This window comes from Acinetobacter pseudolwoffii (assembly GCF_002803605.1).
Taxonomy (GTDB): domain Bacteria; phylum Pseudomonadota; class Gammaproteobacteria; order Pseudomonadales; family Moraxellaceae; genus Acinetobacter; species Acinetobacter pseudolwoffii.
Genome location: NZ_PHRG01000001.1, coordinates 163,411 through 179,832, shown reverse-complemented (window position 1 = coordinate 179,832; position 16,422 = coordinate 163,411). Strand labels below are relative to the sequence as shown.

Genomic DNA, 16,422 nt, shown 5'->3' with positions numbered 1-16,422 from the left:
TCTTTAACTGGGCGTGCTCAGACTTCGATCATTTCGAAATCGACTTTAGACACGCCACAATCTGGACAGGTCCAGTCATCCGGGATATCTTCCCATTTGGTTCCCGCCACGATGCCGTCTTGAGGCCAACCTTCCGCCTCGTCATAAATCCATCCACAAACGATGCATTGATACTTTTTCATGTAACTCTCCAAAACTGAGCAAGTGTAACCGTCAGCTTAAAATCCATAAAATGGCAAGACTCTAAAAGAATATGACTTTTTAACAGTGAACATATTTGGCTAAATTTTTACGCAGTTCTATTCAGAAAGTAAAGTGAATAAAAGCTTAATCAGCGAAATTAGCAGCAGAATGACTTTGGGATTCAGTATTTCTCTGAAAATGAGTCAAATCGGCTTTGCTGGCAAATGCTGTGGAGTGATGAAGCGGCTGCTGTGGCAAAATTTAGCTTAAATGAGGCGTTATAGACCAAAGTCGTGCAGTAAAAACTGAGGTTTTTATATAATTTAGAATCAGTAAAGTCTGGATTAAATATTTTTATAATAAATGAATTTAATAAAATCAATAACTTGTGCTTAAATATTGAGTTTTTATTATACAGCTCGGCTTGTTCATTGGCTGGAAATAGGTTTAAAATTCGCATATTCCTTTTCTTTTTTTAAGATCTCCCATGAGCAATTTGTCTACTTCTTTGTGGTCTCACATTCGTACGGTCCAAGATTTTCCAAAACCAGGAATTTGCTTTTATGATTTGACCCCACTTTTCATGAGCAATATTGGTCCATTGACTGATGCCCTGATTGCCAGCATTCCTGCTGACAAACTGGCAGAAGTAGAAAGCTTTATCGCAGTGGAAGCGCGTGGTTTTGTGTTGGCAAGCCTGTTGGCACAACGTACCGGCAAAGGCTTGTTATTGGTGCGTAAAGCAGGAAAATTGCCGCCTCCAGTCGTGGGTGTCGGTTATAGCCTGGAATATGGTCTGGATCGTTTAGAAATGTCTGCGGAAGTTCAGTCTCAGAAAGTCATCATTGTTGATGATGTTCTGGCAACAGGCGGAACTTTAAAAGCGGTAAATGAATTGGCACTCAAATGTCAGCATGAAGTACTAGGTGCAAGTATCTTTCTTGATCTTCCTGATTTGCATGCTGAATTAGGTCTGGATATCTGGTCAGTACTGGATGATAAATCTCAGCCTGAAGCTGCGGTTGCCTAAATTGTAGATTTAAAAAAAAGCTCCTCAATATCGGTAATGCCGGTCAGTTAAGAAATTGACTGGCATTTTCTTTTTTAAATTCATGATCATATTTGACAAGTAGAAAAGTCATCCGCAACTGTTTGAGGCAGGACTAGATTTAAAAATGATTGTTTCTGCGACAAATTTACTAGTCGATGGTGGCTGACGAGTTTTGCGGTGAGGAGTGTTGCTCCGCAAGATGCCTTCCTTGCGAAGCTTCGCTTCTCATTTGGGCGAAACCAAAGTAACAAATAATTTACAAGAATTTGATTTATAAAGTTAAGACTCCGCCGTGAATGACTAAAAAGTTAAAGAGTCTATTTCTAAACTCCTTAACTGATCAGCATTACCTCAATATCGGGGCTTTTTTATTGTCTGATAAAATGATGTTCAATTTCCTGAATCAGCGTATTAATCTGTTCAGGATGTTCTAGTCGATGATGGCCGCCATCAACTGCCTGAATTTGCATATAGTCTTCAAGCTGTGCCTGAACCGCATGCATATCCAGAATTTCATCGCCCAGTTCGAGATAGGCAAACTGCGGAATATCATGCTGTAAATCGCCATGACAAATTGCCGGATAATCATCTCTGAAATTGGGTTGCAAAATGGGATTCGCCACCACACAGGGAAGGTGATAAGCCTGCGACATTTTCAGTGCCCAATAGCCGCCAAGATTATGACCCACCAGAATATCCGGTTTGATGGTTTCAATCATCTCATGATAAAAACTGGCGACCGAATTATAGCTCAGATTACGATAATCGACATCAATACAATATTTATGCACGACATTAATTGCATGAAACTTGGTGGATTCTCTGGAGGAATCTAAGCCATGTAAAAACAAAATCTTAGACATAATCTTACTCATTTTTATGGGGCATGCCATATTGGTATTTATTGATTGGCACATCATCTTCAATCTGAGCATCATTGTAGAACGTGTGGACATCCAAGGCAGTTAGCTATTGGTCTAAGCCAGCATTTTTTTGTGCAGTGATTGGCTCTACCTCGTCACACACTAGGACTTTCATCTAAGTAATCGCATAATCGGCTCCAAATCGAGCTGAATTGTATTGGTAGAGTGGATTAGATTGAGGGGATAAGGTTGGGAAAATGCCGAGATAGTGGATTTTTCCAAAGAAAAGCCGCTTCCTGAGAGTGTTTAAGCTACGATTTGGGTAGGATTTCTGCTATTCTATGCAACTTCTATTTTTTAACTAATCTTATTCGAGGCAGAGATGACGCAAACTAACGCTCAATCGACTTCTGAACAAATCATTTCCGAAAACGATTTAATTGCACAGCGTCATGCCAAGTTAAAGCAAATCGAAGCTCAGGCACAAGAAACTGGTAAAAGCCCATGGCCAAATACCTTTAAGCGTGAGCATTATGCCCAAGATTTACAAGACCAGTTCGCTGATAAATCTAAAGAAGAAATTGAAGCAGGCGAAAAGGTCTACGTCAAAGTTGCCGGTCGTGTGATGTTAAACCGTGGTTCATTTATTGTGATCCAGGACATGACAGGTCGTATCCAGCTTTATGTCGCCCGTAAAGAACTCGCTGCAGATGTACTTGCGACCATCAAAGGTCTAGACCTTGGCGACATTATTGCAATCGAAGGTTATATCGGTCGTTCAGGCAAAGGCGATCTGTATGTACACATCGAACATTTTGAATTATTAACCAAATCATTGCGTCCGCTGCCAGACAAGTTCCACGGTCTGAATGATACTGAAGTGAAGTATCGTAAACGTTATCTTGATCTGATCGTGAACGAAGAAACCCGTAAAACGTTTGAAATTCGTGCCAAAGTGGTTGCAGGTATTCGTGCCTTCCTGACTGAAAAACGTTATATGGAAGTTGAAACGCCAATGATGCATGTGATCCCAGGCGGTGCTTCTGCGCGTCCGTTTGAAACGCATCATAATGCACTAGATATGCCATTGTTCTTGCGTATTGCGCCAGAGCTTTATTTAAAACGTTTGGTGGTGGGTGGTTTTGAACGTGTGTTCGAAATTAACCGTAACTTCCGTAACGAAGGGGTATCTACGCGTCACAACCCAGAATTCACCATGATTGAATTCTATCAAGCCTATGCAGATTATAAAGATCTGATGGAATTGACCGAGCAGATGCTGGAAAAACTGGCGCTGGATATCTTGGGTTCGACCGATGTACCTTATGGTGATGAAGTGTATAGCTTCAAAGGGCCATTCAAGAAAATTTCAATGTTTGATGCAATTCTGGAAAATAACCCGCAATTTACTCCGGAAAATGTCAATGACCGTGAGTTCCTGGCAAAATTCCTTCAAGAAGAATTGAAAGAGCAAGTGAAGCCAGGTTTTGGTCTGGGTAAACTGCAAACGATTGTGTTTGAAGAAACAGTTGAAACCAAACTGCGTCAACCAACATTCATTACGGAATATCCAGCGGAAACTTCTCCATTGGCACGTCGTAATGATGATAATCCGCACATCACCGACCGTTTTGAATTCTTTATTGGTGGTCGTGAACTGGCAAATGGCTTCTCGGAATTAAATGATCCAATCGACCAGGCGGAACGTTTCCAGGCACAGGTTGCGGAAAAAGATGCGGGTGATGATGAAGCGATGCATTATGATGCAGACTTTGTAGAAGCACTGGAATATGGCCTACCGCCAACAGCCGGTGAAGGTATTGGTATTGACCGTCTGGTGATGATCTTTGCTAATGCAGCAAGTATCCGTGATGTGATCTTGTTCCCGCATATGCGTCATAAAAATGCATAAGTGCTGAATTTTAGAAAACCCGCTTAGGCGGGTTTTTTTATGCTTTAAATCGCTATACTAAAAAATTAAAGACAAAAAAAACGCAATGATTGGGGTGATCATTGCGTAGAAAAAGGAATGTTTTTTCAAACTACATCAAGCTTAACTGTGGAGAGAGTTAAATTTGATTCCTTACTGTATGTAGCTATAATACGACCCGGTAAGGCTTGACTCAGCAGTATTCATGTTAATAGATGTTAATTAAGGTTAAAACTATGGAGATTCTATGGGCGAGTTTGCTGCTTTATCGTGCATAAACACCTCGCAATAAAAAAGCCCTTCATATGAAGAGCTTTAGGTGGTCATTTTATGTTTAGAAACGGAATACACCTAAACCGGTTTTCACTTCATCTAAAGTCGCCTGAGTAATATCACGACATTTATCTGTTCCGGTCTTTAAAATATCCATAATATAGTCAGGGTCTTTAGCAAGCTCCATACGGCGCTCACGGATTGGACCAATCAATTCTTTGAGAATGCCTTCCAGACGTTTTTTCACTGTACCATCGCCTAAACCACCACGACGGTAGTATGCCTTAAGCTCTTCCAGTTCTTCTTTGTTTGGATCAAAGGCGTCCAGATAAGTGAATACTACATTGCCTTCAACCTGACCTGGGTCTTCCACACGAAGATGATTCGGATCGGTATACATGGCATTGACGGCTTTTTTAATATCTTTATCTGTCGCATCCAGCACAATGGTATTGCCCAAAGATTTTGACATTTTCGCTTTGCCATCAAAACCAGGGAGGCGGCCGACATTAGACAGTAGCGCTTTACATTCTGGTAACAGGTCATGACCGATTTGACGGTTCAGACGACGCACGATTTCATTGGTCTGTTCGATCATTGGAATCTGATCTTCACCCACAGGAACAACAGTGGCCTTGAATGCCGTAATGTCTGCTGCCTGAGCCACCGGGTAGCATAAGAAACCCGCTGGAATATCGCGCTCAAAACCACGCATCTGGATTTCAGATTTAATGGTCGGGTTACGCTCTAAACGTGACACCGTCACGAAATTGAGGTAAAGCATCGTCAGTTCGTTTAAGGCAGGTAAACATGACTGAACACAAATTGTAGTTTTAGTTGGATCAATACCGACAGCCAGATAATCCGTTGCCACTTCAATAATGTTACGACGTACTTTTTCAAAATTATCGGCATTATCGGTGAGTGCTTGAGCATCAGCAAGTAACAAGTGTTGATGGTGAGAATCTTGCAGGCCTACACGAGAGCGTAATGAACCGACAAAGTGGCCGAGGTGAAGTTGTCCGGTAGGACGGTCGCCCGTCAAGATCACTGGACGATTATCTTGATTACTCATTATTTATTCCAAAGGGTAGTCAGTACTACAGCTGTATTTTAACGAATGGCAATATTGTACGGTATTCTGTTTTTGATTGTCAGCCAGAAAAAAAGCTGTATTAAAAAAATCTTATTAATTAAACAAGTGAATACAATATTTTTAAGAATTTTGATTAAAATAAACTGAAATATGATAAGGATAATAAGTATGGCGAGCAGTTTATTACTATTATTAGATGATATTGCGACGGTCTTGGATGATGTGGCTGTGATGAGCAAAATGGCAGCCAAAAAAACAGCAGGCGTCCTCGGTGATGATCTGGCTTTAAATGCACAGCAAGTGTCAGGCGTACGGGCAGATCGTGAATTACCAGTAGTCTGGAAAGTGGCCAAAGGTTCTTTTGTCAATAAGCTGATTTTAGTGCCGCTGGCCTTGTTAATCAGCTTTATTGCCGGCTGGCTGATTAACCCCTTATTGGTGCTGGGTGGTTTGTTTCTGTGTTATGAAGGCGTGGAAAAAATCGTACACACCTTGTATACACCGAAGGCCAAGGATGCTGAACAGGCCCGTGAGCAACTGATCCAGACTGAAACAGATTTGCACCAGTTTGAAAATGAAAAAGTCAAAGGCGCGATTCGCACCGACTTTATCCTTTCGGCTGAAATTATCGTGATTACCTTGGGGACGGTGGCAGCAGCCTCTATGCTGACCAAAGTTACCGTTTTAAGCCTGATCGCGATCGTGATGACCATCGGGGTCTATGGTTTTGTTGCCCTGATTGTCAAACTGGATGATATCGGTCTGCATCTGACCGAGCAGCAGTCCGATTTTAAACAACAAATAGGACGCGGCTTGTTGGCATTTGCCCCGATTCTGATGAAAATTTTATCAGTTGTTGGAACTGCTGCGATGTTCCTGGTCGGTGGGGGAATTATTAATCATGCTATTCCTGTTATTCACCACTTTACTGAAGATAGTGTTAGCTATGTACAGGATATTCCCAGTATCGGAAATATTGTAGGTGCCCTGACACCGACCTTGATTAATTTCGCCGTGGGAATTTTAGCGGGTCTGCTGGTGATGCTGGTCATCAGCCTGATTAAAAAAATCTGGCCCAAATCATCAAAAGCTTAAGATGCAAAAATATCTGCAAATTGAGCAGATGAAGAAAAGGAAAAAACTATGCGTTGGAAAGGTCGTCGTGTCAGTAGTAATGTAGAAGACCGTCGCGGTGGTGGTGCCAAAGCTGGCGGAATCAGTATTATTGGGTTGATTGTGGCTTTTGTGGCCTGGAAATTCTTCGGCGTCGATCCACAGCAAGCTTATCAAACCACCAAACAGGTCACCCAAGGCGTATCGGGTACGGCGGAAACACGGGGTCTGGAAAATCCTACGCCGGAACAGCAGGAGTCGATTGATTTTGTCGGCACCGTACTGGCAGATACTGAAGATACCTGGACTCAGGTGTTTCAGCAGCAGTTAAATCAGCAGTATGTTCCCCCGAAACTGGTTTTGTTCAATGGCATTGTGAATTCGGGTTGTGGTACGGCTCAGGCGGCGATGGGACCTTTCTACTGTCCGGCAGACCAGAAAGTTTATATCGATACCGCATTCTTTAAAGATATGCGTACTCAGATGGGGATTAGTGGGGAACAGAATGCCACCGAACTCTCCCGTAATGATCAGGCCGGAGATTTTGCGCAGGCTTATGTGGTGGCCCATGAAGTAGGTCATCATATCCAGACGATTTTGGGGATTTCCTCTCAAGTACAGCAGGCACGTCAGCAGGCAAGCGAGGTACAGAGTAACCAGCTTTCAGTGCGCCAAGAATTGCAGGCAGACTGTCTGGCTGGAGTCTGGGCCTACCATAATCATCAGCGCACCCAGTTTCTGGAACAGGGAGATGTGCAGGAAGCTATGGATGCCGCACATAAAATTGGTGATGACTATTTACAGAAACGTGCTCGCGGGCAGGTGGTACCGGACAGCTTTACCCATGGCAGCAGTGCGCAGCGCGTACAGTGGTTTAATACCGGCTTGAAATCGGGTCAGGTTTCGAATTGCGATACCTTTAACCAAAATATTTAGCTTGTTTCCAGATAAAAAAGGAGCAGGTGCCACTGCTTCTCATCATTTTAACTTTGGTTATAGTTTGAATCTATGACGTCATGAAATCCTGCTTTTGACAGGTCAAAAGCAGGCAAAAGTCTTTTGTTCGCCATACACAACATGCTTGTCGTGATGGCTAAGGTGTGACCTCCTTGTCACACTCGCATCTCCAAAATCTACTTAATTCAATTGTGGGGCAGCTGTGGAGCAGGCAATCCTTTTTTATTTATGCAGAAAACGCCGGAAATTTCTTAATATCTTGATACTGACAAATAAGGCGGCCAAAGCAAACAAGGCAATGGCAAAGACCGTATATTTGAGATTGTTGATGTCATTTTGATAGAACTGCTGCATATCATGGTTGGTATATTCGAGAGCCGTGACTTTGCCAGTCCGGCTATCTCTAAATTGAATTTTTTCAATATAAAACAGATTTCCCGCTTTAATTAGGTGGGCGCTCTGGATTTGACGGGTATGTGATTGATTGTCCTCATCACTACATAAAGCACTGTAATGCTCACAATTGATTTTGGCCACATAACCATTTCCTGCAATCAGAATAAAAATGGCATTGTCCGGTCGCTGGTTATTAGATACCAAAACATACTGTTCGCCAGTTGTACTTTTCAAGGGAATACGGGTTGCCTGCTGATAATGCTGTTCTGCCTGCAGAATCTCCTGAATTTTAGCGAAGCAGGTAAAACATAAGGATAAGGTGATCAGAAAAATCACGCTCGCAAAACAAAGACGAAAAATGGTTTTGACAGTTTGGTGCATGGGAGAAAAATTCAAAATAGAAAGATGGGAAAGCAAAAGCCGAGTGCTGATCTGTATGTTAAGTCATCATTCGGAAATACTGAAAAGAAACTTAACTCAATTCGATAAAAAGAGGATTAAACTTGTTTTGCTAGAATGCCTTTTTATTAATGCTCTGCTATTCAAATCTCTATTTTGACCATGCCGCTCGGCGCATATTGCTCCATCTCGCCCGACTTTAGGAAACCGAATGGGAAATTTCTTTTTTCTTCAGCTACTCACGGTGGTCTTTGCACTTTCCATTGCCACCACTATGTTTAATAAGCGTGTTTTAGGTTTTCCGCAAGCGATCGGTGTTCCGATTGTTTCGGCCATCTTTGTTTTTATTTTGCAATGGGGCGCCAGTTTATTACAAGGTAATCCATTCTTTAGTATTAATATTGACAATATCGAGCAGGCTGTTCGTAACATCGATTTTTATGACTTTCTGATCAATGGGGTGATCTGCTTTATTCTGACCTCATCTGCACTGAAGTTTAAGGTTTCAGATTTACGTAATCATTGGCGACCGATTGGTATTTTGGCAAGTTTAGCGCTGGTCTTTTGCGCGGTGTTCTTTGGTGCAGTTTTATATGGCTATCAGTTCCTGATTGGTAATCATGTGGATTTACTGGTGTTGTTATTACTTGGTGCGGCTTTAGGTGCGACTGATCCGATCGGCATTAAAGGCGTATTGAGTTCAGTTCGCGCACCGCATCATCTGATTGTCAAGCTGGAAGGCGAATCGTTATTTAATGATGCCATGTGTATCGCCTTATTTATGACCCTGCTCAATGTTCTGCAAGGCGAAAACTTTACGGTACTGGCTGTCATGCAAACTTTATTGTATGAGATTGTGGTGGCCGTACTGATTGGTCTGGGATTTGGCTTTGCAATATTAAGAATCTTGCGTGGCAAGCATGAAATGGAGTCACTGATTCTGACCACTGCTTTATTGGCATGTGGCTCTTATCTTATTGCTTTATTGGCCCATGCTTCAGCACCGATTGCCTGTGTCATTGGTGGCTTAATTGTCGGTAATAAATGGAAAGAAATTCTGGCCGATGCCGATATTGGTGACGTGAACCATTTCTGGCATACGGTTGAAGGGATTATTAACTCCTTCCTGTTTACTCTGATTGGCTTGGAGTTGTTTATTCTTGACCTGAGTACCAGTCTGGTCTTGGGCGGGATTGTGGCATTTATTATTTTACATCTAGCGCGCTTTGCTGCCAATCACTTGGCATTTGCCATGTTCCCCAAAATACGCCGAAAAAGCTATAACGGCAGTTTAACGATTTTGTCCTGGGGCGGTGTGCGTGGCGGGATTTCCCTGGCGCTTATTCTGGCGGTGGCCAATATTCCTCAGCTAGAGGCTTATAGCAGTATCTTGGTGGGCTATACCTTTATTGTGGTGCTCTTGTCGGGTCTGGTGTGTGGTCTGGGCTTACCTGCGGTGATGAATGCTTTTTACTATAATCCCGAGGAAGACACACAGGGCTTTAAAGGCTGGTACCAGCGTATGTGCCACAAGCTGAACCGTAAGGGTTTTCAATATATTGTTGGAGAAGATGTCAAAGGAAATGAAACCATCACTATTTTTCAGCCAGAGATTCTGATTGATCAGAAAGATATCGATGGTGTTGCTACTGTACATCATCCAGACAAAGTTCAAGAGGTAAAACGGCTGGAAAATCCAGATAATTTCTAAAGATAAAATCCAGAAGATAAAGCGCTACTGGATTATGTTTAATAGTGAAATGAGATCGCTTGACTCAGCATTTAATCAGGCGTGATTATTTTCCTATAGCTGTTAATAGGGGGATCAGGGCGTGATCTTTTATTTAAAGGTACTATTGAACAGATGAAATGCAGCAAGACAAGTTCAGCCAGTCAGGAAATGGCAGAGATGATTTTGACTGTGGTCAGTCAGATCCCTTATGCAAAAGTTGCAACCTATGGGCAGATTGCCAGACTGGCCGGTTTACCTCAACATGCACGTTTAGTGGGTCGGGTTTTAAGTCATCTGGAAGAAAATACCGACATTCCCTGGTATCGGGTGATCAATGCACAAGCTAAAATCAGTCTGAACAAGCTTGATTCATCTGGCCAGAATATTCAGCAACAAAAGCTGATACAGGAAGGGATTGTGCTGAATGGTGATCGTGTGGATTTAAAACGCTATCAGTGGGATGGTTGGGTCTAGATATAAAAAATCCCCGCTTTTAGAAAGTGGGGATTTTGAGTTTGATGCACGGATTACTTGCGAATAACCATCACTGGAATATCGGCCTGACCTAGAATGCTTTGAGCTACGCTGCCCAGGAACAGTTTCTTGAAGCCAGTACGGCCATGTGAACCAATTATGATCAGGTCAGAATTTAAATCTTTCGCTGCTTTGACAATCTCGCTATAAATCACCTGGCCTTCAAGTAGCTGGGTATCTACTTCAACACCTGCACCAGAGAATTTTGCTTTGGCTTCATCCAGAGTTTTTAAGATCGAGGTGCGAGCACGTTCAATCAGGTCGTTGGTTTGCGCTGCAGAGATATATTCCGCAGCAATATAAGGGTCGAGTGTCAGTACCTGTACCACTGTCACTTTACTGTTAAATGCTTTGGCAACTTCGACTGCTTTATCAACGGCAGCATAAGATGTTTCCGAACCGTCAATAGGAACTAAAATATGTTCAAAAGGCATTAGAATTCTCCTGTTGGGAATTAAGTGTTATAAAAATGATGACGCGTTAAACCGAGTACGAATAGTTGTTTATACTTTGATCATAGCCTGTATTGTATAAAAATAAAACCAAGTAAATACATAGGTATAATGTCTAATAGATTAAACAGTTAAACGCAGATTTCTGAGTTTTAAGCTTCATGGTTTATTAATTTTAAGTAATTGAATTATATGGATTTATAGAAATATTCAAGCTGATTGTCAATCACATTGAATGGATGCCGGGTCCAATTTGATTTGTGGTGCCAGTTGTTCATATTGATTTAAAATCGCCTGCGTCTCAGGTGCGAAAATTTGTTGTTGCAGTTGCTGGATTTTATGTTCGTTCACATGCAAACGTGCACAATAGAATGCAATCTGATTTTCTTTGGCAATGGCCAGTCGTTGAGTCTGATCATATTCCGGATAACGCTTGATTTGCTGTTGAGCCCGACTTAATTGCGCCAAGGTGCGTTTCTGTTGCATGCTCATGAATTGTTGATGATTAATCCACTGTGCCACATCGCGACGTACTCCATTGTAGTTGACAAAAATAGGAGAAATCACTTGGCAGGCGGTGATTGCTAAAGTGCTGAGCAAAAGAATCAGTATGTTAATTTTGTACATCGGTGAAAGCTCCAAGCATTAAAGTTCTTCATAAGAATATGTGAAATACCAAATAAAAAATCTAATATTGTTTAAAGTTTAAGAGTTTATTCTTCATTTGCATAAAGACTGAACATTTGTGTTTTAAAATGCTTGACGATAGCACCTGAAATTACGATAATGCGCACACAGTTTACGGCTATGTAGCTCAGTTGGTTAGAGCACCGCACTCATAATGCGGGGGTCACAAGTTCAAGTCTCGTCATAGCCACCATTTTAAAAGACCAAGCTCTCAGCTTGGTCTCTTTTTTTGTCTTTTAAAAAGTATGGCGCATGATAAAAATTATTTGAAGCATCCAGTAAAATTTCAGATATTTCCAAAATTATTTTTCTGTGATTGTTGATTAATTTTCTACTTTTAGCGTCGATATAAAAAAATCGCCCCAGTATTCACTCGGGCGATTCGATTTAAATAACTAAGAAAAGGGCTTAGTTACCTGCTTTCCAGCCATTGACGATTGGATAACGACGTTCGCGCCCATAAGAACGTGAACTGATTCGTGGTCCAATTGCACCTTGGCGGCGCTTGTATTCATTCATGTCGACCAGACGGATGACTTTTTTCACCACCTCGGCATCAAAACCTTTGTCAATAATATCGTCTTGACTCATGTCTTCTTCGATGTATGAATACAGGATGGCATCCAGAATGTCATACGAAGGTAAAGAGTCTTGATCGACCTGATCTGGACGCAGTTCTGCTGATGGTGGACGAGTAATAACACGTTCTGGAATCACGGGTGTTTCTGAAATACTGTTACGATATTTCGCCAGTTCAAATACAATGGTTTTGTACACATCTTTTAAGACGGCATAGCCACCAACCATGTCACCATACAGTGTGCAATAACCTACAGCCAGTTCAGATTTATTTCCGGTCGCAAGCACCAGATTGCCGAACTTGTTGGAAAGCGCCATTAATAAGGTGCCACGCGAACGTGCTTGCAGGTTTTCCTCAGTCGCATCTGCCGGGGCGCTTCCAAAGAACGGGAAGAGTACCTGCATAAAGCCGTTTACTACCGGATTGATTTCGGCAATACCAAAAGTTACACCCATATTTTTTGCTTGTTCAGCCGCATCTTCTACGCTGATTTGCGCGGTATAGGTATAAGGCATCATGACCGCCTGAACTTTGTCTGCACCAATGGCATCTGCAGCAATCGCAAGGGTCAGGGCAGAATCGATCCCACCCGATAGGCCCAGAATCACGCCGGGGAAGCCAGAACGCTGTACATAATCACGGGTTGCCATCACCAGGCTCTGATAGATCTCAGCCATGGTGTCCAGCGCAGGTGTAATTGTACCTTTGCTAAATTGAAGCTGTTCAGCATCATATTCTGCGATAGAAAGGCTTTCCTGGAAACTTGGGGCCTGTAGCGCGACTTCGCCAGATTTATTTAACACAAAGCTGGTACCGTCAAAGATCAGATCATCCTGACCACCGACCTGGTTACAATAGACCAGATTGATATTCAATTGTTTTACCAGAGCTGCCATGGTCTCGATACGGTGTTGTGGTTTACCCACTTCATATGGAGAGGCATTCAGTACCAGAGCAGTTTCGATATTGAGTTTTGCCAGCTGCTGTACAGTAGCTAAAGACCATGCGTCTTCACAAATCAGCACACCAAATTTGTGTCCGAGATATTCAAATACCAGATGTTGATGACCTTCACCGAAATAACGCTTTTCATCAAATACACCATAGTTTGGCAACACCTGTTTGTTATAAATACCCAGCACCTCACCATCTTTCATGACGGCTGCTGAGTTATAACGCTGGCCATCTTCAGTTTGATTTACAAAACCGAAGACCATCACAATATCTTTGACTTCAGTCAGTTTTTCAAAAGCAGCTTTGGTGCGTTTGGCCAGACTTGGACGAATTAATAGATCTTCTGCAGGGTAGCCCAAGATTGCAAGCTCAGGGAAGATAATCAGATCAGCCTTATCTTTTTTAGCCTGATTGGCCTGATCAATCATTTTTTGAGTATTTGCATCCAAATTGCCCACATGTGGAGAGAACTGAGCAATCGCAATTTTAAAACTTTTCATTCCAATTAAATCCTATTCCTATAGGTTAATACACTAAATCACTGATTTTTATAATTCTAATTATCCAGCTGAGTGCATTTTGATACTTAAAAAAATGCCAAATGGCAAAAGAAAAAACGTCTTTATCACATGATCGTTAAATCTTGATCTGCGAGCTAAAATATCATACTTGGGTTATTTTATCGAAATTTAATCCAGAAGCTAGAGCTGTTTTGCGAGAATGAATGTTGAAATGAAAAGTTATTATCCAAAAATAAAGAATATGTAGATTTTCTGCACATGAATAAATCTCAGGATTTAAATCATTTATTCATGGTCTTGATTTTCAAAATGCCAAATCAAGATGATATTTTGAATAAAAATGATTATATATCAATTGATTGTTTGACTATCTAAAATAATATTGGGTATTTTTTTAAGAAAAATATCTCGGGCAATATCACCTTGTTGTTCAATATTATACTGTGAAAATGATTTGTTGGGATTAAATTGATATTTGTAAGGATTATATTTCCCTAAGCTTAAAAGATAAGCACTTTGTAGAAATGCGCCCTTTAAAACCACATTAATCTGCTGTTGGTATTGATAAATATGGGTCATCTCATGAATAAACAGTGCCTGATAGGCCAAGCTTTCACATGAATAGTCTTCCCGATAATTTAAATTTCGTGCATGGATATAACCACTGGGTGCCATAATCACATGTCTGGATTGCCAGGGTAAATATGGGTGATTCATGATCCTGACTGCCGAATAGTCAATCAGATTGCCAAATACCTGCTGACAGATTCTGATTTCACCGGGCGTTAGGCTGCGGCACTTGAACTGTTCAAAACGGATGAATCTTAAAATAAACGGTAGGGCATACAACAACATCAAGTACAGATCCTGTTCAAGTTTTCAATCTATGAATATGGTCGAGGTTCATGCATTTTAAAAGGAATTAAAGAGGCTATATGTAGGATTTTGTCAGCACTAAAAAAACCACCCCAAAGGGTGGTTTTCTGTCTTGCAACGCCGTTCGAATTAACGAGCGATATCGCGTTGAACTTCACCAGTATAAAGCTGACGAGGACGACCGATCTTGTAAGGACCGCTGTGCATTTCTAACCAGTGGCTGATCCAGCCAACAGTACGTGCAAGCGCGAAGATCACAGTAAACATTTCTGTCGGGATACCAATCGCTTTAAGGATGATACCTGAGTAGAAGTCTACGTTCGGGTATAGGTTACGTTTGATGAAGTATTCGTCAGAAAGTGCAATACGTTCAAGTTCCATAGCCAAAGCAAGTTGTGGATCGTTGATGCCAAGCGCACCAAGAACTTCGTCACAAGTTTCTTTCATGACTTTCGCGCGTGGATCGAAGTTTTTGTAAACTCGGTGACCGAAGCCCATCAGTTTAACTTCTTTAGTCTTCACTTTTTCCATGAAGCCAGCAACGTTTTCTACAGAGCCGATTTCATCAAGCATCTTAAGAACAGCTTCGTTCGCGCCGCCATGAGCAGGGCCCCAAAGTGCCGAGATACCAGCAGCAATACATGCATACGGGTTAGCACCAGTAGAACCAGCTAAACGTACTGTAGACGTAGAGGCATTTTGTTCATGGTCAGCATGAAGCGTGAAGATACGATCCATTGCTTTAGCAAGGATAGGATCAACTTTGTAATCACGATCAGCAGGAGTCGCGAACATCATGTGAAGGAAGTTTTCAGCGTAGTTCAAGTCGTTACGTGGGTAAACAAACGGTTGACCGATTGTGTACTTGTAGCTCCAAGCCGCTAAAGTAGGGATCTTCGCAATTAAACGGATCGCTGTGATTTCACGGTGATCAACATTTTCGATGTCCAGATTGTTGTGGTAGAACGCAGATAACGCACCAACAACACCCACCATAATCGCCATAGGATGCGCATCACGACGGAAACCGTTATAGAAGCGGCTAACTTGGTCGTGAACCATTGTGTGGTTACGTACTTTAGCGTCGAATTCTTCTTTTTGCTCAGCAGTCGGAAGTTCGCCATTAAGAAGTAAATAGCAAGTTTCTAGGTAATCAGCTTTAGTCGCCAATTGATCAATTGGGTAGCCACGGTGTAAAAGTACACCTTTGTTACCGTCGATGAAGGTGATTTTAGACTCGCACGCCGCTGTTGCCATAAAACCAGGATCAAAAGTAAAGTGACCTGCAGCCAACACATCTTTAACGTCGATTACATCTGGGCCCAATGTGCCGCTGTAAATTGGTAGTTCAATTTCTTTGCCATCAAGCTGTAAAACGGCTTTCTTGCCAGTTGCTTCAGACATTCAATAGATCTCCTGTCCTGGTGAATGTATATCCGAGTTGTCTATCAATCTTTTAATGCACAAAACGGATGGATCAAAAATTTGCTATAAGATTAGTGAGTACTGAAATTTTGTCAATTATACTTATGGATGAAAAAATGACGCTTGCACAGCGGCTTAGTCACACCATCTTGGTATAAAAAGTTCAGTAAAATCACAGCATCAAACATCTATAATAAGTCAAATTTAAACAGAGGTGCAGAAAAAAATAGAGGGCCTGAATTATTTGTAAGCGTTTTTTCAGACTAAGAAATGCTGCGAAAAAGTATCGCTGATCTTATTGGGAGTTGTTAAAACTATATAAATCTCATAACTTACATGGTTTTTACTCATTTCCTTTGCACATGCAGAATTATAAATAAAAGCAATTAATTAAATTTTT

The 16,422-nt window shown here is 41.6% G+C and carries 15 protein-coding genes and 1 tRNA gene; 7 read left to right on the top strand and 9 right to left on the bottom strand.

From position 1 onward, the window contains the following. Window positions 1–17: 17 nt before the first annotated feature. Window positions 18–182, bottom strand: a complete 165-nt coding sequence (gene rubA, locus CWI32_RS00885; protein ID WP_005096258.1) for a rubredoxin RubA — start codon at window positions 180–182, stop codon at window positions 18–20. 488 nt (window positions 183–670) lie between these two features. Between rubA and CWI32_RS00880 the strand changes: the two genes are divergently transcribed. Next, window positions 671–1,213 carry an adenine phosphoribosyltransferase gene (locus CWI32_RS00880; protein ID WP_005096259.1) on the top strand — a complete coding sequence of 181 codons (543 nt, stop codon included), beginning with the start codon at window positions 671–673 and terminating at the stop codon, window positions 1,211–1,213. 389 nt (window positions 1,214–1,602) lie between these two features. Here the strand turns inward: CWI32_RS00880 and CWI32_RS00875 are convergent, their stop codons facing one another. Next, complete coding sequence (locus CWI32_RS00875; protein ID WP_100534417.1) at window positions 1,603–2,097, bottom strand: YqiA/YcfP family alpha/beta fold hydrolase; 495 nt, start codon at window positions 2,095–2,097, stop codon at window positions 1,603–1,605. Between the two features lie 382 nt (window positions 2,098–2,479). Here CWI32_RS00875 and lysS point away from each other — a divergent pair, with 382 nt between their 5' ends. After that, a complete protein-coding gene (gene lysS, locus CWI32_RS00870; protein ID WP_005172002.1) occupies window positions 2,480–4,009 on the top strand; it encodes a lysine--tRNA ligase in 1,530 nt (509 codons plus the stop codon). Window positions 4,010–4,361: 352 nt separating this feature from the next. Here lysS and trpS read toward each other — a convergent pair whose 3' ends face one another. After that, window positions 4,362–5,375 (bottom strand): tryptophan--tRNA ligase, encoded by a 1,014-nt coding sequence (trpS, locus tag CWI32_RS00865; protein ID WP_005172000.1) that lies wholly within the window; start codon window positions 5,373–5,375, stop codon window positions 4,362–4,364. 189 nt (window positions 5,376–5,564) lie between these two features. Here trpS and CWI32_RS00860 point away from each other — a divergent pair, with 189 nt between their 5' ends. Together CWI32_RS00860 and ypfJ are read left to right on the top strand one after the other, a co-directional pair. After that, window positions 5,565–6,491, top strand: coding sequence for a DUF808 domain-containing protein (locus CWI32_RS00860; protein ID WP_086044017.1), 927 nt, complete (start codon window positions 5,565–5,567; stop codon window positions 6,489–6,491). Between the two features lie 48 nt (window positions 6,492–6,539). Beyond that, window positions 6,540–7,445, top strand: coding sequence for a KPN_02809 family neutral zinc metallopeptidase (ypfJ, locus tag CWI32_RS00855; RefSeq protein WP_100534416.1), 906 nt, complete (start codon window positions 6,540–6,542; stop codon window positions 7,443–7,445). A 243-nt stretch (window positions 7,446–7,688) separates the two neighbouring features. On the opposite strand, the gene CWI32_RS00850 is transcribed toward ypfJ, so the two are convergent. Beyond that, window positions 7,689–8,243, bottom strand: coding sequence for a hypothetical protein (locus CWI32_RS00850; protein WP_100534415.1), 555 nt, complete (start codon window positions 8,241–8,243; stop codon window positions 7,689–7,691). 229 nt (window positions 8,244–8,472) lie between these two features. Here CWI32_RS00850 and CWI32_RS00840 point away from each other — a divergent pair, with 229 nt between their 5' ends. Both CWI32_RS00840 and CWI32_RS00835 read left to right on the top strand, forming a co-directional pair. Further along, window positions 8,473–9,972 carry a cation:proton antiporter gene (locus tag CWI32_RS00840; RefSeq protein ID WP_005171990.1) on the top strand — a complete coding sequence of 500 codons (1,500 nt, stop codon included), beginning with the start codon at window positions 8,473–8,475 and terminating at the stop codon, window positions 9,970–9,972. Window positions 9,973–10,170: 198 nt separating this feature from the next. Continuing rightward, window positions 10,171–10,467 (top strand): MGMT family protein, encoded by a 297-nt coding sequence (locus CWI32_RS00835; protein WP_074383182.1) that lies wholly within the window; start codon window positions 10,171–10,173, stop codon window positions 10,465–10,467. Window positions 10,468–10,520: 53 nt separating this feature from the next. Here CWI32_RS00835 and CWI32_RS00830 read toward each other — a convergent pair whose 3' ends face one another. Beyond that, window positions 10,521–10,961 (bottom strand): universal stress protein, encoded by a 441-nt coding sequence (locus tag CWI32_RS00830; RefSeq protein ID WP_005096273.1) that lies wholly within the window; start codon window positions 10,959–10,961, stop codon window positions 10,521–10,523. Window positions 10,962–11,201: 240 nt separating this feature from the next. Continuing rightward, window positions 11,202–11,606 (bottom strand): hypothetical protein, encoded by a 405-nt coding sequence (locus CWI32_RS00825; protein ID WP_005171986.1) that lies wholly within the window; start codon window positions 11,604–11,606, stop codon window positions 11,202–11,204. A 176-nt stretch (window positions 11,607–11,782) separates the two neighbouring features. Between CWI32_RS00825 and CWI32_RS00820 the strand changes: the two genes are divergently transcribed. Then, a tRNA-Met gene (locus tag CWI32_RS00820) sits at window positions 11,783–11,859 on the top strand. Between the two features lie 215 nt (window positions 11,860–12,074). Here CWI32_RS00820 and CWI32_RS00815 read toward each other — a convergent pair. The 3 genes from CWI32_RS00815 to gltA all read right to left on the bottom strand — a co-directional run bounded on the left by CWI32_RS00815 (window position 12,075) and on the right by gltA (window position 16,001). Continuing rightward, entirely contained in the window at window positions 12,075–13,700 is a 1,626-nt protein-coding gene (locus tag CWI32_RS00815) for an NAD+ synthase (protein WP_100534413.1), read from the bottom strand. Between the two features lie 372 nt (window positions 13,701–14,072). Further along, entirely contained in the window at window positions 14,073–14,576 is a 504-nt protein-coding gene (locus CWI32_RS00810) for a hypothetical protein (protein WP_100355279.1), read from the bottom strand. A 150-nt stretch (window positions 14,577–14,726) separates the two neighbouring features. Beyond that, window positions 14,727–16,001, bottom strand: coding sequence for a citrate synthase (gene gltA, locus CWI32_RS00805; protein ID WP_005096279.1), 1,275 nt, complete (start codon window positions 15,999–16,001; stop codon window positions 14,727–14,729). Window positions 16,002–16,422: the final 421 nt, after the last annotated feature.